The sequence below is a fragment of the Streptomyces sp. NPDC023157 genome (assembly GCF_055560575.1).
Genome location: NZ_JBVHIL010000001.1, coordinates 743,750 through 760,675, shown reverse-complemented (window position 1 = coordinate 760,675; position 16,926 = coordinate 743,750). Strand labels below are relative to the sequence as shown.

Genomic DNA, 16,926 nt, shown 5'->3' with positions numbered 1-16,926 from the left:
GCCCGACACGCACAGCTTTTCGGTTGACCTGTGTTCGCCGCGAGGCTTTTCAAGTGTGGCTGAAACACCCTGGTAACGTGCAGTGATGCTGTGCATACTCGTCGTCGGGGGTGGTTGCGAGTGCACAGGTGGGGGTTCGATGCTGCGGATTCATTTCAGCGGAAACGACTTGGCCGGGGTCCGGATGGCCGCCCGGCCGGACGTTCTCTGGGAAACGATTCTCAGTTTTCACCGCTTAAGGGACCGGCGCGGATCGATGGTCTTCCGCGAATGGCGGTCGGAAGCCCGCGTACGGATGGGCGCCGAGACCCGGCTGCTCGCCGCGCTCGTTCCCGGGCGCGGCTATTTCCCCGACTTCCTGACTCCGCCGCAAGGCATCCTCGGAGTCGATGAGGCCCTCGACGCGATCCGCGCGACCCCGCCCGGCCGGATTCACGCCGAAATCGCGCTGCTCGGCACCACCCGCGCCGGGCGCCCGGCCGTGCCCGCCGCGCTGCGGGCCCTCGCGGAGGGCGCCTCGGAGCCCCTCGGGCGGCTCGTCGCGGCCCTGCGCGGCTACCACCGGGCCGCCGTCGAACCGTACTGGTCGCACATCCAGTCCCGGGTCGAGGCCGACCGGGCGCTGCGCGGCCGGGCCCTGCTCGACGGGGGCGCGGAGGAACTCCTCGCCTCGCTGCCGCCGATGCTCCGCTGGCGCAGCCCCGTCCTGGAGGCCGACTACCCCGTCGAGCGGGACGTGCACCTCGACGGGCGCGGGCTGCTGCTCCAGCCGTCCTACTTCTGCCGCGGCACCCCGGTCGTGCTCCGCGACCCCGGCCTGCCGCCGGTGCTGGTCTATCCCGTCACCCACTGCGAGGCGCCGACCCTGCGCGAGCCGGGCCTGCCCTCGCTCGCCAAACTCGTCGGGCACACCCGCTCCGCCGTCCTCAGCGCCATCGGCGACGGCGGCACCACCAGCGAACTGGCCCGCAGGGCGGGGATCTCCCTCGCCTCCGCGAGCCAGCACGCGGGCGTGCTGCGCGAGGCCGGCCTGGTCGCCACGCTGCGCCACGGCAACGCCGTGCTGCACACCCTCACGCCCCTGGGCGCCGCCCTGCTCGGCGGCGCCCGGACCCCCCGTGAGACGCGCTGCTACGCGCGGAACGGGCCGGTCACCTCGTAGGTGATGCCGCCCGAGGAGCTGCCGCTGGTGCCGCGCCGGCTGGAGAAGCAGAGGCGCCGGCCGTCGGGGGAGAAGGCCGGTCCGGTGATCTCGGAGCCGGACTGGCCGCTGATCCGCAGGAAGGGCGTGACGAGGTCGTCCGGCGTGATCAGGCAGATCTCCATGGTGCCGCCGTCCTCGGCGACGAACAGGTCGCCGGAGGCGGAGCCGGTGATGTTGTCGACGCCCGTGAGGGGCGCGCCGCCGCCCGTCAGGATGGTGGCCGGCGAGCCGTCCGGGTCCGGCACGGTCTGCCAGACGGGGGAGCGGCGGGCTGTCGGCGGAGACCCTCCGGAGGGAGCCGGCCGGCCCCTGACGTAGCCTCCTCCTCCGAAGATCGACACAGCGACACAGGGGAGACAGCAGCGTGGAACGCCGTTCGCTGATGCTGGCCATGGGCGGTTTCGTCGGAGCGTGGGGCGGCGGCGCCGTCCTCGGCGCGACACCGGCCGTGGCCGTGACCGGCGGGACGGTCGTCGACGTCACCGCCCACGGCGCCAAGGGCGACGGGACCACCGACGACACGGCCGCGTTCAAGAGCGCGCTCGCCGCCCTGAAGGCCGTCCAGGGTCCGGCGACCCTGCTGATACCGCCGGGCACCTACCCGATCGGGAGCGGCCTCGTCGTCGGCGCCGGGACCACCGTCTCCGCGTACGGGGCACGCATCGTGCGGACCGGGAACAACGGCGGCCTGCTGAAGAACTTCGACTCCGTCACGCCCGTGTACGGCTACCAGGGCGCGGGTTCGATCGCCGTCCTCGGCGGCACCTGGGACATGCGCGGCGGTGTCTTCAGCACCCAGAGCGACGCCATCGGCTTCGCCCACTGCGAGGGCGTCCTGGTCAAGGACTGCACCTTCGTCGACACCCCCTCCGCGCACGCCATCGAGCTGAACGCGGTCCGCAACGCGGCCGTCGTGAACTGCGTCTTCGACGGGCACCACCCCGGCGACGGGGCGAGCCTCACCACCAAGGAGGCCGTCCAGATCACCTGCGCCACCGAGGGCAACCTGCCCGCCCCCGCGTACGACGCCACGCCCTGCGAGGACATCCTCATCACCGGCTGCGTCCTGCGCCCCGGGACGACGACCGGGCCGTTCGGCGCGCTGTGCGGCGACCACTGGGGCGCCAAGGGCGTCGCCCACCGGCGGATCCGGGTCATCGGCAACACGGTCGAGAAGAGCGGCGCGTACGGCGTCCGGGCCGCCGACTGGCAGGACTCGGTCATCGCCGACAACACGATCCGCGGCACCGCCTCCCACGCCGTCTACCTGAACTCGCCCCAGGGCAACGCCCTCAGCGGCATCACCGTCACCGGCAACACCCTCAGCGGCATCGAGGGCGGCGGCGGCATCACCGTCACCGTCCCCACCGGCGGCGCCCGCCACCGGACCGTCACCATCAGCGGCAACACGATCACCTCGGTCAAGGGCGAGGCCGGGATCTACGCCACGCAGACCGACGGCCTGACGATCAGCCGCAACACCGTCACCACCACCCTGCGCACCAGCCCCACCGGCAACTGCCAGGCCCTCCACGTCCAGAACTCCCCGAACGCGCTCGTCGTCGGCAACAGCGTCTCCGACGTCCAGGGCGACGGCATCGGCGTGGACTCCGCCGCCACCGGCACCCTCGTCGCCGACAACACGGTCCTCACCACGACCGGCCACGGCATCAGCGCCGGCGTCAACGGCATCACCCTGCGCGGCAACCGCGTCACCGGCGCCGCCGCCTACGCCGTCCGCGTCGGCGGGAACGCGGCCGGGTCCTTCGTCCAGGGCAACACCGTGAGCGCCCTCACCGGTGGCGCCTCCGGTGCCGCGATCGCGGTCATGGCGGGCTCCACCGACACCTGGCTGGTCGGCAACGACCTGACCGGGCGGGGCGCCGGGGTGCCCGCGATCCTGGACTCGGGGACCGGGACGACGTCCGTCCAGAACACGGTCTGAGGCACGAGCCGGAGCACGAGCCGGAGCACGCTCCGGCGCACGTTTCGAAAAAACCTTCGGCGCGGCGATGAGTTTCGTCGCCGCGCCCTGTCTTCACTCTCGTAAGCGCCACTACGGAACAGACCCCGTACGGAACGGAAGAGAGACGACACCATGGCTCAGATGATCTTCGTGAACCTGCCCGCTCAGGACCTCGACGCCACCAAGGCCTTCTGGAACAAGCTGGGCTTCTCCTTCAACCCGCAGTTCTCGGACGAGTCGACGGGTTGTCTGGTGATCAGCGACACGATCTTCGCCATGCTGCTCACCGAGGAGAAGTTCCGGACCTTCACCGCGCCGGGGAAGGACATCTCCGACGCGACGAAGAACACCGAGGTGCTGATCACCCTCAGCCGTGAGAGCCGCGAGGGCGTCGACGAGCTGGTCGACGCGGCCCTCGCCGCGGGCGGCGGCGTGGCGAAGGAGCCGCAGGACCACGGCTTCATGTACGGGCGTTCCTTCACCGACCTGGACGGGCACCACTGGGAGGTCTTCTGGATGGACCCGGCCGCCGTCCAGGGCTGAGCCCTGGCCGGTCGGGCGGCGTCAGGCGGAGACGCCGCCGTCGACGACCAGGTCCGCCCCGATCGTCGAACCGGCGGCGTCGGAGGCCAGGTGCAGCACCGCCGTCGCCACCTCCGCCGCCGAGGAGATCCGCCCCAGCGGCGACTCCTCCTTCATCCGCACCTCCCGCTCGGCCTCGGTCTCACCCGGCCGCAGCGACATCGAGGACTCCGAGGCACCCGGGCTGACCGCGTTGATCCGGATGCCGTCGGCGACGTGGTCGAGTGCGGCGGCCCGGGTCAGCGCGGACACCGCCGCCTTGGAGACCTGGTAGCCGAAGACGCCCGGGACGCGCACGTGGGGGCCCAGGTTCGAGGAGATGTTCACGATCGCCCCGCCGCCGTGGGCGCGCATGTGGCCGACCTCGGCCTGGAGCGCGTGCAGGACGCCGGTGACGTTGATGTCGAGCAGCGTGTGCCAGTCCTCCAGGGGGAAGTCGGCGGCCGAGTGCCCGCCGCGGAACACCCCCGCGTTGTTCACGGCGACGTCGAGACCGCCGAAGGTCTCGACCGTCGAGCCCACCAGAGCCCGCATGGACCCGGCGTCCGCCACGTCGGCGGTGAAGGCGGCGGCGGTACCGCCCGCCTCCTCGATCAGCGCCACCGTCTCTTCCAGGGTGGCGGCGCTGCGGCCCGCGACGGCGACCTTCGCACCCTCGGCGGCGAAGGCGAGCGCGATGGCCCGGCCGAGGCCGGTGCCGCCGCCGGTGACGAGGACGGTGCGGTCGGAGAAGCGTGCGGACGTCATGGTCGACTCCTTGAGGGAAAGGTTCACTTGAGGACGTGTACTGCGGGCGTGCGCCGCGGACGTGTACTGAGGGCGTGTACCGCGGACGTGTACTGCGGACGTGTGCTGAGGACGTTCACCTGGTACGAGAGGTCGCCGCGGCCAGGGCCGCGAAGCCGAGGGCCGTCGCCGCCAGGGAGGCGGCGTCCGTGCCGAGGGTCAGCACGGCGGCGAAGACGACGGTGGGGCCCAGCTCCATCGCGGTGTTCAGGACACCGCCCGCGAGGCCGCCGTCCTGGGCCGGCACCCGCTCGGTGGCGAGGACCGCCGCCCCCGCGAAGGAGACCGCCGCGCCGGCCGGGAGCAGCAGCAGGCCGGGCAGCAGGCCGTACGCGTAGGGCGTGGCCGGGTCGAGTCCGGTGGCCGCGAGCAGCCCGAGGCCCACGGCCCCGGTGCCGAGCCCGGCGCCGGTCGCGCGCCCCGCCCCGTACCGCCGGATCAGCGGCCCGGCCGCCCGGCCCGCGAGCAGCAGCGCGACGGCGAACGGCACGAAGGCGCCCGAGGTGCGCGGCGCGGACCAGTCGCGGTCCTCCTGGAGCGCCAGCGACAGCAGGACGAAGACCCCCGCGGTGCCGGAGGCGGTGAGCGCCACGGCGGCGAGCCCCAGGCCCCGGCGCCGGTCGCGCAGGAACGCGGGCGGCAGCAGGGGGTCGGCGGCCCGCCGTTCCACGAGCGCGAAGCCCGCGAGGAGGGCCAGGCCGCCGAGCAGCGGGACGAGGACGCCGGCCGAGCCCCAGGGGCGGGCGTCGGTGAGCACGAGCCCGTAACTGGCGAGCGTGATCCCGGTGGTGGCGAGCAGCGCGCCGGGGAGGTCGAGGCCGCGGGCGGTCCGCGTGGGGTCCTTCTCCGGCGCCGTGCCCGGCAGCAGGCGCGGGCCCAGGAGCAGAGCGACGGCCGTGACGGCGACGGGGACGGCGAAGGTCCAGCGCCAGGAGGCGGCGGCCGAGATCACCCCGGAGAGCAGGTTGCCCGCGGTCGCGCCCAGGACGGCGAGCCCGCCCCAGGTGCCCATGGCCCGGCTGTAAGCGGCGGGCGCCGGGTACAGGGCGCGCAGCACGCCCATCGCCGCGGGGGCGACCAGCGCGGCGCCGAGTCCCTGGGCGAACCGGGCGGCGAGCAGCGTGCCGTACCCGGGGGTGAGCGGGGCGAGGGCGGAGGCGGCGCCGAAGACGAGGAGCCCGGCGGTCAGCGCCCGCCGCCCGCCGTAGCGGTCGGCGAGCCGGCCGCCGAAGAGCAGCAGCCCGGCGAAGGTCAGCCCGTAGGCGGCGCTGAGCAGGATGAGATCGGCCCGGTCCAGGCGCAGTTCGACGCCGATCCGGGGGAGCGGCACGGCGAGCGAGGCGAGGGTGAAGACCAGGGTGGCCTGGACGGTACCGAGGAGGGCGAAGGCGGGGCGGGGGGAGCGGGGCGGCCGGTGCGCGCCCGGGGGTGCCGGAGCCGGAGCCGGAGTCGGTGCCGGAGGTGTCGTCGCGGCCTTCGCCGTCGAGGCCCCTGCCGTCCATGCCCCATCCGTGGTCGTGCTGCGCACGAGCCCCCCCTGTAATAGACCGTACATTCCAGAATAAGCGCCGAAGAGAGGGGCGCCTCATCGGCGCCCCGGACGTCGTCGGACGTCATCGGACCTCAGTCGAGCAGCGTCAGTGCCTGTTCCGCCGCGTCGTGCACGCGGCCCGGGTCGCTCGACGCCTTGCCGACCACCCGCAGGCCCTGCATCAGCACCAGCAGCATCCGTGCCAGCGCCCGCGGGTCCCGGTCCGCCGGGAGTTCGCCCTGGGCGACGGCCCGTGCGAGCGCCGCGTGCAGCAGCGTCTCCAGCTGCTCCCAGCTGCGCTCCACGCGGCGTGCCACGCCGGCGTCGTGCGGGCCCAGTTCGGCGGCCGAGTTGGTGACCAGGCAGCCGCGCAGCCGGGTCTCGTCCGCGCCGGACTCGGCCGCGAAGCGGCGGACGAGGCCGCGGACGGCGGGCAGGGCGGGCCCCGGCGCCGACAGCTCCGCGAACAGGCGCGGGTCCTGCGTCCGCGCGTACCGCTCCATCGCCTTCAGGTACAGCTCGTGCTTGTTGCCGAAGGTCGCGTAGAGGCTCGCACGGCCGATCCCGAGGTGCTCGACCAGGTCGGCCATGCTCGTCGCCTCGTAGCCCCGTTCCCAGAACAGGTCGAGGGCCGAGCGGAGTGCCGCGTCCGGGTCGAATTCCTTCGTTCTGGCCATGCGAGGACGCTACGCCTTTCTGGAACGATCAGTCAAGCAGGTGGGTGTCGGCGTGGTCGGCGGGTTCGGTCGTCCGGACCTGGTACACCGTCACCGACACCTCCTCGTCGTCCAGGCACCGGCCCGTCTCCAGGTCGAAGCGCTGCTTCAGGAGCGGCGAGGCCACGAAGGGGCGCCCGGCCGCCGAGCCGGTCAGGCCCCGCGACAGGACCTGCGCGCCGGTGAACGGGTCGCGGTTGTCGATCGCGTACGTCCGGCCCGCCCGGTCCTTGAAGACGGCGGCCTGCCGGCCGTCCGGCAGCAGGGCCGCCACGCCCCGGCCGGGGGTGAGCCGGTGCTCCTCGCAGACCGGTGTCCAGGCGTCGGCGGAGTGGGCGAGTTCGAGCATCATCGGGTCAGGGTCCCTTCGCGCGTTCCGATGGTCAGGAGCTGGAGGTCCGGCTTGATCTGGTCGCGCTCCGGCACGAACCGCACGGTCGGGTCCGGCGCCTCCGGCGCGTTCACGAACGACACGAAGCGCCGCAGCCGCTCCGGGTCGTCCAGGGTCTCCGCCCACTCGTCGCGGTAGCCGGCCACGTGCGCCGCCATCAGTGCCTCCAGCTCCTCGCACAGCCCCAGTGAGTCGTGCACGACCACGTCCCGCAGGTGGTCCAGGCCGCCCTCCAGGCGCTCCAGCCACACCGAGGTGCGCTCCAGGCGGTCGGCCGTGCGGATGTAGAACATCAGGAAGCGGTCGATCAGCCGGAACAGCTCCGCGTCCGACAGGTCCTGCGCCAGCAGGTCCGCGTGGCGCGGGGTCGCGCCGCCGTTGCCGCCCACGTACAGGTTCCAGCCGTTGGCCGTCGCGATCACCCCGAAGTCCTTCGACTGGGCCTCCGCGCACTCCCGCGCGCAGCCCGAGACCGCCGACTTCAGCTTGTGCGGGGCGCGCAGGCCCCGGTAGCGCAGTTCGAGGAGGATGGCGGTCCGCACCGAGTCCTGCACGCCGTAGCGGCACCAGGTCTGCCCCACACAGGACTTCACCGTCCGCAGCGACTTGCCGTACGCGTGCCCCGACTCGAAGCCCGCGTCCACCAGCCGGGTCCAGATCGCCGGGAGCTGCTCGACGCGGGCGCCGAACAGGTCGATGCGCTGGCCGCCGGTGATCTTCGTGTAGAGGCCGAAGTCGCGGGCGACCTCGCCGATCACGATCAGCTTCTCCGGGGTGATCTCACCGCCCGGGATGCGCGGCACCACCGAATAGGAGCCGTTGCGCTGGAGGTTGGCCAGGAAGTGGTCGTTGGTGTCCTGGAGCGCGGCCTGCTCGCCGTCCAGGATGTAGCCGTCCACCCCGATCGCCGGGGCCAGGCTCGCCAGGATCGAGCCGACCGTCGGCTTGCACACCTCGCAGCCCTCCCCGCCCTTCGCCTCGTCCCGGCCGTGCGAGTCGAGGAGCGCGGCGAAGGAGGTGACCCGCAGGGTGCGGGCGATCTCGTACAGCTCGCTGCGGGTGTACGGGAAGCAGCCGCACAGGCCCTTCGAGGCGGGCGGCGGCAGCAGCTTCTCGATGACCCTCACGCAACTGCCGCAGCCCGTACCGGCCTTGGTGCACTTCTTCACCTCGGGCAGCGTCGCGCACTCGGTGATCGCGTGCTTGGTGACGTTGTGGCAGGAGCAGATCACGGCGTCGTCGGGCAGCGCGGACGGGCCGAGCGCCTGCGCCCCGGCGCCCGCCCCCGCCGGGAGCACCAGCTGCTCCGGGGAGACCGGCGGCCTGGTGCCGGTGAGCGGGCGGAGCATGCCGTACGCGTCGGCGTCGCCGACCAGGACGCCGCCGAGCAGCGTGCCCTCGGCGTCGACGACCAGCTTCTTGTAGATCCCGGAGCGCGAGTCGGAGTAGACGACGTCCAGGCAGCCCTCGGTGGTGCCGTGGGCGTCGCCGAACGAGGCCACGTCCACGCCCAGCAGCTTCAGCTTGGTCGACAGGTCGGCGCCGGTGAAGCCCCGCGTGCTCTCCTCGGCGATCGCCGCCGCCACCGTCTGCGCCATCTCGTAGCCCGGTGCCACCAGGCCGTACACCCGCCCGTCGGAGGCGAGCGCGCACTCGCCGATCGCGAACACCCGAGGGTCGGAGGTGCGGCAGTGCTCGTCCACCGCGATGCCGCCGCGCTCGCCGACGGTGAGGCCGCTCTCGCGGGCCAGCTGGTCGCGGGGGCGGACGCCCGCCGAGAACACCACCAGGTCCGTGCGCAGTTCCGAGCCGTCGGAGAGCCGCATGCCCGTCACGGTGCCGTCCTCGGTGACGACCTCCTGGGTGCCCGTCCCGGTGTGGACCGTCAGGCCCATCCGCTCGATCGTGCGCAGCAGGGCCGCGCCGCCGCCCTCGTCGACCTGCACCGGCATCAGGCGCGGCGCGAACTCCACCACGTGCGTGTCGAGGCCCAGGCCCTTGAGCGCGCCCGCCGCCTCCAGGCCCAGCAGACCGCCGCCCACCACCGCGCCGGTCGTGGCGCCCTTCGCGTACTCCTCGATCGCCAGCAGGTCCTCGATGGTGCGGTAGACGAAGCAGCCCCGGGCGTCCTTGCCCGGCACCGGCGGGACGAACGGGTACGAGCCGGTGGCCAGGACCAGGGTGTCGTAGGCGAAGGTCCGGCCGGTGCCGGTCGTCACCGTGCGGGCCTCCCGGTCGATCGTCCGGGCCGCTTCCGAGGTGTGCAGTTCGATGCCGTGCCTCTCCAGGAAGCCGGCCTCGACCATCGACAGGTCGTCCGGGGACTTCCCCGAGAAGTACGAGGTCAGTTGCACGCGGTCGTAGGCCGGGCGCGGCTCCTCGCAGAGCACCACGATCCGGGCCCGCGCGGTGACGCCCCGGTCCGCGAGCGCCTCCAGGAAACGCTGGCCGACCATGCCGTGGCCGACCAGGACGAGGGTGGGGAGCGGCGCGGTCGTCATGTCAGAAGCCTCCGTCGTGGGTGAGCAGGTGAAGCAGAGGAGCGTCTTCGGGAAGGGCCTCGTCGCCCTCCCAGGTCCGGGCCAGCGTCCCGACCGAGGCCAGGTCGCCGAGGAGGACGCCGCCCACCAGGCGGTCGCCGCGGACGACGACCTTGCGGTAGGCGCGGCGGGTCGCGTCGGTGAGCTGCACGACGTCGTCGCCGGGCGTGGGCGTCGTCTCGCCGAAGGCCGCCAGGTCGAGGGTGTCGGCCGCCGGGCCGGTGAGGGTCAGGCGGGTCAGGGCGCGGGTGCCGGTGTAGCGGGGGGCGGCCAGGGGCGCGGGACCGCTCCCGCCGCCGTGCGCCTCCGCCTCCGCCGCGAGCAGGTCCGCCAGGACGTCCGCCTGGTCCAGGGCCGGGCCCGCCAGGCCGTAGACCCGGCCCCGGTGTTCCGCGCAGTCGCCGACCGCGTGGATGTACGGGTCGGAGGTGCGCAGCTCGTCGTCGACGACCACGCCCCGGCGCACGTCCAGACCCGCCTCCCGGGCCAGCGCCACCCGGGGGCGCACCCCGCAGGCCAGGATCACCACGTCCGCGTCCAGGACGTAACCGTCGGCCAGCTCGACCGCGGTCACCGCGCCCCGGTGCCGCCGCAGCCCGCTCACCCGGCACTCGGTGTGCACCTCCACGCCCCGCGCCTCCAGATGCTCCTGGAGCAAGGCCGAGGAGCTCCGGTCCAGTTGGCACTCCATCAGGTGCTCGCCCTGCTGGGTGACGACCACCTCGGCGCCCAGGGCCGCCAGCGCCCGCGCCGCCGACACGCCCAGCAGACCGCCGCCCACGACCACGGCACGGGTGCCGGGACCGGCCAGCGCCCGCAGGGCCAGGCAGTCGTCCAGGGTGCGGAACGGGTGGACGCCCGCCGGGAGTCCGGTGCCGCGCAGACCGCGCAGCGGCGGCAGCACCGGGGCCGAGCCGGTCGCCAGGACCAGCCGGTCGTAGCCGACCAGCGAGCCGTCCGCGCACTCCACCGAGCGGGCCGCGCGGTCGATCCGCACCGCCCGGACGCCGAGCCGGACCGGCTCCCGCGTTCCCGGCAGCGCGATGACCTCGGGGCCGTACCGGCCGGCGAGGACGTCCGCCAGCAGCACCCTGTTGTACGGCTCGTGCGGCTCCTCGCCGAGGAGTGTCACCGGCAGGCGCTGCGCCAGCCGGGCGCCCGCCGTCCCGCCGCCGACCACCACGATCCGTGTCCTCATGCCCGAAGCGTGCGCGGAGGGTGTTACCCGGTGGCATCCCCGCTGTTTCCCGTGCGGAACGCTGATCTCACCTCGGCCGGTCCGCACTGTGAGGATTAACCGGCGGTGAGGGGCTGCTCAAGGCGGGCTTAAGGATCGCGGGACGGGCGCGGAGGGGCGGTTCGCGGGCGGTGGGCGACCCTAGGGTGCCGACGTGACCACCGAGGCCCCGCACCCTCTCTACGCCCCGCTGTCCGTGCCGCTGGCTCCCGCCCCCGGGCCGGCCCCCGCCACCCGGCCGGCACCCGAGCCCGCGCCGCCCCGGCTCGCCCCCGACCGGCTCCGTGACGCCGTCGTCGCGGGTGCCGGAGCCGTCGCCCTCTGCTGGGGCGTGCAGGCCCGGCCGTCCGCGCGGCTCGACGCCCTGTTCGCGAGCGGCGCCCACCTCACCGGCATGCTCGCCGGGTACGGGGTGCTCGTCATGCTGCTGCTCATGGCCCGGATCCCGGCGGTCGAGCACGGAGTGGGAGCCGATCAGCTCGCCCGGTGGCACGCCTCCGGCGGGCGGTACGTCCTCGGATTCGTCGCCGCCCACGGCCTGCTCGCCCTGTGCGGCTACGCCGTCCACACCGGCACCGACCTGCTCGCCGCCGTCCGGGGCCTGCTCGGCTACCCGTGGGTCGCCGCCGCCTGCCTGGGCACGGTCCTCTTCGCGGGCGTCGGCGTGGCCTCCGCCGGGGCGGCACGCCGCCGGATCCGGCACGAGACCTGGCGGCGGATCCATCTGCTCAGCCACCTCGCCGCCGCCCTCGGCTTCGTGCACCAGCTCGCCGGTCCGGACCTCGCCGCACCCCTCACCCGCTGGGTGTGGGCCATGGCGCACGCCACGGTCGGCGTCGTCCTCGTCTGGTACCGCGTCGCCGTCCCCGTCCGGCGCGCCCTCCGGCACGACCTGCGGGTCACCGAGGTCGTCGCCGAGGGCCCCGACACGGTCTCCGTCCTCGTCCGGGGCAGAGGAGTGGCCGAACTACGGGCCGAACCCGGGCAGTTCTTCCGCTGGCGCTTCCTGCGCCCCGGGTTGCGCTCCACCGCCCTGCCCTTCTCGCTCTCCGCGCCCGTCCGCGACGACACCCTGCGGATCACCGTGAAGGCCTGCGGCGACCACACCCGCCGGATCCGCCGGCTGCGCCCCGGCACCCGCGTGGTCGCCACCGGCCCGTTCGGCGCGCTCACCGCCCACCGGCGCACCCGCCGCAAGGTGCTGCTGCTCGCCGGAGGCGTCGGCATCACCCCGCTGCGGGCCCTGTTCGAGACGCTGCCCGGCGGCCCGGGCGACCTCACCCTCCTCTACCGGGCCTCCGACGCCGCCGCGCTCGTCCTGCGCGCCGAACTGGAGGCCATCGCCCAGGAACGCGGGGCAGCCCTGCACTTCCTGCTCGGCCCGTCCGACGCGTCCTTCGACCCGCTCGCGCCCCGCGCCCTGCGCAACCTGGTGCCGGACCTGTCCGCGCACGACGTCTACCTGTGCGGGCCGCCCGGGATGGCCCGGGCGGCCACCGCCTCCCTGACCCGGGCCGGGGTGCCGGCCCACCGCATCCACAGCGAGGACTTCAGCCATGCCTAGCCACCGCAGAGCCGCAGGCGGAGAGGGGACCCGGCGGCGTGGTGCCGGACCCGCGGGGGAGCGGATCCGGAGAGGCCGAGCGCCGGGGGAGCGGATCCGCAGACGCCGGGCGCAGGGGGAGCGGATCCGGCGGCGGACCGCCGCCGGGCTGCTCGCCGCGGGCGCCCTCGCCGGCACGCTCCTGACCCTCGGCCTGCACCCGGCCGCCCCGCCGGCCCCGGACCGCGAACCCGCCGCCGGGACCTCCGTAAGCTCTGGCGAAGCTCAACTCTCCCGGGATTGATGGATCGCACAGTCATCCCGGCCCTAGGCTCGCGGGCATGCCTGACATATCCCTGACCACCGTTGTCCTGCTCTGTCTCGCCGCGCTCGTGGCGGGCTGGATCGATGCCGTGGTCGGGGGCGGCGGCCTGCTCCTGCTGCCCGCGTTGCTGCTCGGGCTGCCGCACCTGCCGGCCGCCCAGATCCTCGGCACCAACAAGGCCGTCGCGATCGTCGGCACCTCAGGCGCGGCCGTCACCTATGTCCGCAAGACGCCCGTCCAGGTGGGCCGGGCGGTGCGGATCGGGCTCGCCGCGCTCGCCGGCTCGATGGGCGGGGCCTTCTTCGCGGCCGGGATCAGCAGCGAGGTGCTGCGCCCGGTGATCATGGTGGTCCTGGTCGGCGTGGCCGCGTTCGTGCTCTTCCGACCCTCCTTCGGCACCCGCGCGCAGGGCGAGGAGCGGCCGCCGCTCACCCGGGCCCGGATCGTCACCTCGATCGTCGTGGTCGGCGGCGGGATCGGCTTCTACGACGGCCTCTTCGGGCCCGGCACGGGCACCTTCCTGGTCCTCGCCCTGTCCGCCGTGCTCCATCTGGACCTGGTGACGGCCTCCGCCACCGCGAAGATCGTCAACGTGTGCACCAACGTGGGCGCGCTCGCGATGTTCGCCTACCACGGCAGCGTGCTGTGGCAGCTGGCGGCGGTCATGGCGGTCTTCAACCTGACGGGCGGGATGATCGGCGCGCGGATGGCGCTGAGCAAGGGGTCCGAGTTCGTCCGCGGGGTACTGCTGGTGGTGGTCTTCTCGCTGGTCGCCAAGCTGGCCTTCGACCAGTGGGCGTGAGGGTTCAGGGCGGGTCGCCCGCGGACTCGGCTGGGCTGCGGTGGGCGCCGGCGGGCTGCGGTGGACTCCCGCGGGCCCGGCGGGTCGCGGTGGACTCCGGCGGCCTCCGACGGGCTCGGGGGTGCTCCGGTGGACTCCGGTCGGCTGCGGCTGGCTCCGGTGGGCTCCGGTCGGCCCGGGGTCAGCGGACCCCGATGAGGTGCCCGAAGGCGACCACGTTCCCCTGGTAGCCGCCGGCCTTCTTCGAGAAGCCGCCGCCGCAGGTGATCACCCGGATCTCGGCCCGGTCCGCCTCCCCGTACACCTTGGCGTCGGGGAAGTGGTCCTTGTCGTAGACCTCGACCGCGTCGACCGTGAACACCGCCGTCCGGCCGTCCTGCCGGAGCACCTCGACACGATGGCCCTTCTTCAGGGCGCCCAGCGCGTAGAAGACCGCGGGGCCCCGGGCGTTGTCGACGTGGCCCGCGACGATCGCGGTGCCCTTGGCGCCGGGCCGGGTGCCGTCCTCGTACCAGCCGGCCAGGTTGCGGTCGGACGCCGGCGGCACCTCCAGGGAGCCCGAGGCGTCGAGGCCGAGGGAGGTCAGCGGCGTGTCGACGTCGATCTCGGGGATGCGCATCCGCAGCGGTTCCGAGGGCGGCAGCGGGTCGGCGGCGGCGTCGGTGTGGACACTGGGCCCGGCGGCGAAGGCCTGGGCGGCGGACGGGACGGGCGGGGTGACGTCGCCCGAGCCGTTCTGGATCAGCCAGAGGCCGACACAGGCCGCGATGGCTATGCCCCAGCCCTTGCTGCTGTTGCTCACGGACGTCCTCCGGCGGCGCTGACGACGGTGTGGTCCTGCCCCCGCCGGGCCGTCAGCGGGCGCGGCGGGGGCAGGAGGGGTGGCGGTACGGTCAGTCGCCCTGCGCGCCGCTCGCCCGGCGACGCAGGAGCCAGGTACCGCCTACGGCAGCCGCGGCCAGCACCGCCGCGCCTGCCGTGACCTGGGCGGTGTCGGGGCCCACGCTGCCGCCGACACCGGTCTGCACATGGCCGCTGGGGCTCTTGTGCTTGACGACGAGGTCGCCCCGGGCGGTCCGCCCGTTGTCGCAGGCGACACTGATGCCGTACGTCCCGGCCTGGGCGTGGTGCGGCACCGTGAACTGGCCGACCACGACCTCCTTGTGGGTGCTCGGGTTGAGCTGGAAGTCGCCCGCGCCGAGCGAGTTCGCGTCACCGACGCCGTGCCCGTGGGAGCCGCAGGCGAGGGTGTTCACGGTGACCGTGGCCCCCGGGTCGGCCGAGGACGGGAAGATCTCCAGCGCCTCGGGGCGTCCGTCGTGTCCGTCGTGCCCGTCGTTGTTCGCGTACGCCAGGGGCGCGGCGAAAGCTCCGAGGGCGACGACTGCCAGCGCGGTACCGGTGAGCAGGGGGACAGGGGTGCGGCGCATGGGGGCCTCCGTGGCGCGCGGACGGTCTTCCGGAAAGGGGCTTCCGTAGGACCGACATAAATGCGTGGCGGCGGCGGGCGCCTGCTGATGTCCCATCAGAATTGCTCCGTCCGATACGGCGCGTCGGCTGGAGCACGGGAGTCTTCGCAGGTCGGGGCGGGTTTTCCGCGTCAGCTGACACGGCGTGCCGAACGGGTGAGGGGGGTGCGGAAGCCGGGCGTCGGCCCGGACGTCGGCCCGGGTCTCCGCCCGGACGTCGGCCCGGGTCTCCGCCCGGACGTCGGCCCGGGTCTCCGCCCGGACGTCGGCCCGGGTCTCCGCCCGGACGTCAGAGGGTCTCCCACGGGGCCGCGTCGTACGCCGCGTACACCCGGTCCATCAGCTCCTGGTCGACGGCCAGATCGACCCCGTCGATACGGGAGACGGGGGCGATGCCCCGCGAGTTCGTCACGAAGGCCGAGCGGAAGCCCGGCAGGTCCGCCAGGGTCACCCGGCGGCTCGTGGAGGGCAGCCGCGGGGCGAGCAGGGCCATGGTGATGCCGGCCAGGCAGGGCGCCGACGGCCAGATCACCGAAGTGCCGTCCCAGAAGGCGATGTTGGTGACCGCGCCCTCCGAGATCTCCCCGTCCGGCTCCGTCAGCAGGGCCTCGTCGAAGCCCGCCCGGCGGGCCGCCTCGCCGTGGAAGGTCTGGCCGAAGCCGCCCAGGTGCTTGATGTGCGGGGCGGGGCGCCCGTACGTGACCGAGCGCAGGGCCTGCGGGGTGCGGTCCGGCGGGAACGGCGCCCGTACGGTCACCACGGTCCGGCCGCCGTCGTACACGTAGACCCGCGCGGAGGCGTCCCGCCGCCCCGCCGCCTCCAGGGCCGCGCCGACCAGCGTGCGGACCCGGCCGCCGTCGAGCCCCCGGTCGAAGAGCTCCCGGGTGGCCCGGTCCAGGCGGTCCAGGTGCAGCCCGAGGCCCTGCACCCGGCCGTCGCGCACCTGCATGGCGGTGAAGTGGCCGTACCCGCTCATCAGGGTCGCGAGGAGTTCCGGGTCGGCGGCGGGGGCGCCGTCGACCTCGACGTACAGGGCGGGGGTCCCGGCAGGGGGTGTGGCGGCGGGCTTCGCGGGCGTGGTCATGGGTCCCACCGTATGCCGGGACGGCCGGGCTTGACCTCAAGTGAACTTGAGGTACCACGATCCTCGTCATGGACATCACGAACCCGAACGCCCTCCGCCTCGCCGTCATCGTCGCCAGCAACCGCGAGGGCCGCTTCGGCCCCGTCGTCGCCGACTGGTTCACCGCCCGCACCGCCGAGCGCGACGACTTCGCCGTCGACGTCGTCGACCTCGCCGAGGTCGACCTGCCCACCGCCCTCTCCCACGACCCCGCCCCCGCCGTCCGCGCCGAACTCGGCAAGGTCACCCCGGTCCTCGCCGCCGCCGACGCCTTCGTCGTCCTCACCCCCGAGTACAACCACTCCTTCCCCGCCTCCCTCAAATCCCTGATCGACTGGCACTTCACCGAATGGCAGGCCAAGCCCGTCGGCTTCGTCTCCTACGGCGGCATGTCCGGCGGCCTGCGCGCCGTCGAGCAGCTCCGCCAGGTCTACGCCGAGATGCACGCCGTCACGGTCCGCGACACCGTCTCCTTCCACGGCGCCCACGGCCGTTTCCACGAGGACGGCACCCCCAAGGACCCCGAAGGCCCCGAAGCCGCCGCGAAGTCGATGCTCGACCAGCTCGCCTGGTGGGCCCACGCCCTCCGCGACGCCAAGTCGGTCCGCCCGTACGGCGGTTGATCAGGTTGGGATCTCCTTGCACTGCCCAGTTCGACCAAGGGGCGGTGTAAGGAGGCCAGTTGACCTATCGTGGCGGGACGGGCGCGGA

General features: G+C 74.0%; 15 protein-coding genes and 1 pseudogene. 6 read left to right on the top strand and 10 right to left on the bottom strand.

What is annotated here, in order from left to right; genetic code table 11:
* Window positions 1-139 precede the first annotated feature (139 nt).
* Complete coding sequence (locus ACZ3ZE_RS03530) at window positions 140-1,162, top strand: ArsR/SmtB family transcription factor (RefSeq protein ID WP_361163338.1); 1,023 nt, start codon at window positions 140-142, stop codon at window positions 1,160-1,162.
* Here the strand turns inward: ACZ3ZE_RS03530 and ACZ3ZE_RS03525 are convergent.
* A pseudogene (locus ACZ3ZE_RS03525) lies at window positions 1,132-1,422 on the bottom strand (translocation protein TolB); the annotation flags it as partial. The gene ACZ3ZE_RS03530 and the pseudogene ACZ3ZE_RS03525 sit on opposite strands and share 31 nt — an antisense overlap.
* A 146-nt stretch (window positions 1,423-1,568) precedes the next feature.
* Between ACZ3ZE_RS03525 and ACZ3ZE_RS03520 the strand changes: the two are divergent.
* Together ACZ3ZE_RS03520 and ACZ3ZE_RS03515 are read left to right on the top strand one after the other, a co-directional pair.
* Window positions 1,569-3,149 carry a right-handed parallel beta-helix repeat-containing protein gene (locus ACZ3ZE_RS03520; RefSeq protein WP_467257202.1) on the top strand — a complete coding sequence of 527 codons (1,581 nt, stop codon included), beginning with the start codon at window positions 1,569-1,571 and terminating at the stop codon, window positions 3,147-3,149.
* A 153-nt stretch (window positions 3,150-3,302) separates the two neighbouring features.
* On the top strand, window positions 3,303-3,713 hold the full coding sequence (locus tag ACZ3ZE_RS03515) for a VOC family protein (RefSeq protein WP_361163343.1): 411 nt from the start codon (window positions 3,303-3,305) through the stop codon (window positions 3,711-3,713).
* A gap of 21 nt (window positions 3,714-3,734) precedes the next feature.
* On the opposite strand, the gene ACZ3ZE_RS03510 is transcribed toward ACZ3ZE_RS03515, so the two are convergent.
* The 6 genes from ACZ3ZE_RS03510 to ACZ3ZE_RS03485 form a co-directional block, all read right to left on the bottom strand.
* Window positions 3,735-4,499 (bottom strand): SDR family NAD(P)-dependent oxidoreductase, encoded by a 765-nt coding sequence (locus ACZ3ZE_RS03510; protein WP_467257200.1) that lies wholly within the window; start codon window positions 4,497-4,499, stop codon window positions 3,735-3,737.
* Window positions 4,500-4,614: 115 nt separating this feature from the next.
* Window positions 4,615-6,066 carry an MFS transporter gene (locus tag ACZ3ZE_RS03505; protein WP_467257198.1) on the bottom strand — a complete coding sequence of 484 codons (1,452 nt, stop codon included), beginning with the start codon at window positions 6,064-6,066 and terminating at the stop codon, window positions 4,615-4,617.
* Between the two features lie 95 nt (window positions 6,067-6,161).
* On the bottom strand, window positions 6,162-6,746 hold the full coding sequence (locus ACZ3ZE_RS03500) for a TetR/AcrR family transcriptional regulator (RefSeq protein WP_361624018.1): 585 nt from the start codon (window positions 6,744-6,746) through the stop codon (window positions 6,162-6,164).
* A gap of 28 nt (window positions 6,747-6,774) precedes the next feature.
* Window positions 6,775-7,137, bottom strand: coding sequence for a nitrite reductase small subunit NirD (gene nirD / locus ACZ3ZE_RS03495; RefSeq protein ID WP_361163351.1), 363 nt, complete (start codon window positions 7,135-7,137; stop codon window positions 6,775-6,777).
* Complete coding sequence (nirB, locus tag ACZ3ZE_RS03490; protein WP_467257196.1) at window positions 7,134-9,677, bottom strand: nitrite reductase large subunit NirB; 2,544 nt, start codon at window positions 9,675-9,677, stop codon at window positions 7,134-7,136. The genes nirD and nirB overlap by 4 nt, the downstream gene beginning before the upstream one ends.
* Before the next feature lies 1 nt (window position 9,678).
* Entirely contained in the window at window positions 9,679-10,914 is a 1,236-nt protein-coding gene (locus tag ACZ3ZE_RS03485; RefSeq protein WP_467257194.1) for an NAD(P)/FAD-dependent oxidoreductase, read from the bottom strand.
* Window positions 10,915-11,107: 193 nt separating this feature from the next.
* On the opposite strand from ACZ3ZE_RS03485, the gene ACZ3ZE_RS03480 reads away from it, so the two are divergent.
* On the top strand, window positions 11,108-12,517 hold the full coding sequence (locus tag ACZ3ZE_RS03480) for a ferredoxin reductase family protein (protein ID WP_467257192.1): 1,410 nt from the start codon (window positions 11,108-11,110) through the stop codon (window positions 12,515-12,517).
* Window positions 12,518-12,837: 320 nt separating this feature from the next.
* On the top strand, window positions 12,838-13,623 hold the full coding sequence (locus ACZ3ZE_RS03475) for a TSUP family transporter (RefSeq protein ID WP_361624030.1): 786 nt from the start codon (window positions 12,838-12,840) through the stop codon (window positions 13,621-13,623).
* Window positions 13,624-13,804: 181 nt separating this feature from the next.
* Here the strand turns inward: ACZ3ZE_RS03475 and ACZ3ZE_RS03470 are convergent, their stop codons facing one another.
* From ACZ3ZE_RS03470 to ACZ3ZE_RS03460, 3 genes are all read right to left on the bottom strand, one after another.
* On the bottom strand, window positions 13,805-14,425 hold the full coding sequence (locus tag ACZ3ZE_RS03470) for a class F sortase (protein WP_361163362.1): 621 nt from the start codon (window positions 14,423-14,425) through the stop codon (window positions 13,805-13,807).
* A 91-nt stretch (window positions 14,426-14,516) separates the two neighbouring features.
* Window positions 14,517-15,053 (bottom strand): hypothetical protein, encoded by a 537-nt coding sequence (locus ACZ3ZE_RS03465; protein ID WP_361163364.1) that lies wholly within the window; start codon window positions 15,051-15,053, stop codon window positions 14,517-14,519.
* A 328-nt stretch (window positions 15,054-15,381) separates the two neighbouring features.
* Window positions 15,382-16,176, bottom strand: a complete 795-nt coding sequence (locus ACZ3ZE_RS03460) for an aminotransferase class IV (RefSeq protein ID WP_467257190.1) — start codon at window positions 16,174-16,176, stop codon at window positions 15,382-15,384.
* A 68-nt stretch (window positions 16,177-16,244) separates the two neighbouring features.
* Between ACZ3ZE_RS03460 and ACZ3ZE_RS03455 the strand changes: the two genes are divergently transcribed.
* Entirely contained in the window at window positions 16,245-16,838 is a 594-nt protein-coding gene (locus ACZ3ZE_RS03455; RefSeq protein WP_363291204.1) for an NADPH-dependent FMN reductase, read from the top strand.
* The last annotated feature ends 88 nt before the right edge of the window (window positions 16,839-16,926 follow it).

Coding starts and splice junctions, on each gene's coding strand:
- ACZ3ZE_RS03530 (WP_361163338.1), top strand. CDS start 140: ATGCTGCGGATTCATTTCAGCGGAAACGACTTGGCCGGGGTCCGGATG.
- ACZ3ZE_RS03515 (WP_361163343.1), top strand. CDS start 3,303: ATGGCTCAGATGATCTTCGTGAACCTGCCCGCTCAGGACCTCGACGCC.
- ACZ3ZE_RS03510 (WP_467257200.1), bottom strand. CDS start 4,499: ATGACGTCCGCACGCTTCTCCGACCGCACCGTCCTCGTCACCGGCGGC.
- ACZ3ZE_RS03500 (WP_361624018.1), bottom strand. CDS start 6,746: ATGGCCAGAACGAAGGAATTCGACCCGGACGCGGCACTCCGCTCGGCC.
- nirD (WP_361163351.1), bottom strand. CDS start 7,137: ATGATGCTCGAACTCGCCCACTCCGCCGACGCCTGGACACCGGTCTGC.
- nirB (WP_467257196.1), bottom strand. CDS start 9,677: ATGACGACCGCGCCGCTCCCCACCCTCGTCCTGGTCGGCCACGGCATG.
- ACZ3ZE_RS03485 (WP_467257194.1), bottom strand. CDS start 10,914: ATGAGGACACGGATCGTGGTGGTCGGCGGCGGGACGGCGGGCGCCCGG.
- ACZ3ZE_RS03475 (WP_361624030.1), top strand. CDS start 12,838: ATGCCTGACATATCCCTGACCACCGTTGTCCTGCTCTGTCTCGCCGCG.
- ACZ3ZE_RS03465 (WP_361163364.1), bottom strand. CDS start 15,053: ATGCGCCGCACCCCTGTCCCCCTGCTCACCGGTACCGCGCTGGCAGTC.
- ACZ3ZE_RS03460 (WP_467257190.1), bottom strand. CDS start 16,176: ATGACCACGCCCGCGAAGCCCGCCGCCACACCCCCTGCCGGGACCCCC.
- ACZ3ZE_RS03455 (WP_363291204.1), top strand. CDS start 16,245: ATGGACATCACGAACCCGAACGCCCTCCGCCTCGCCGTCATCGTCGCC.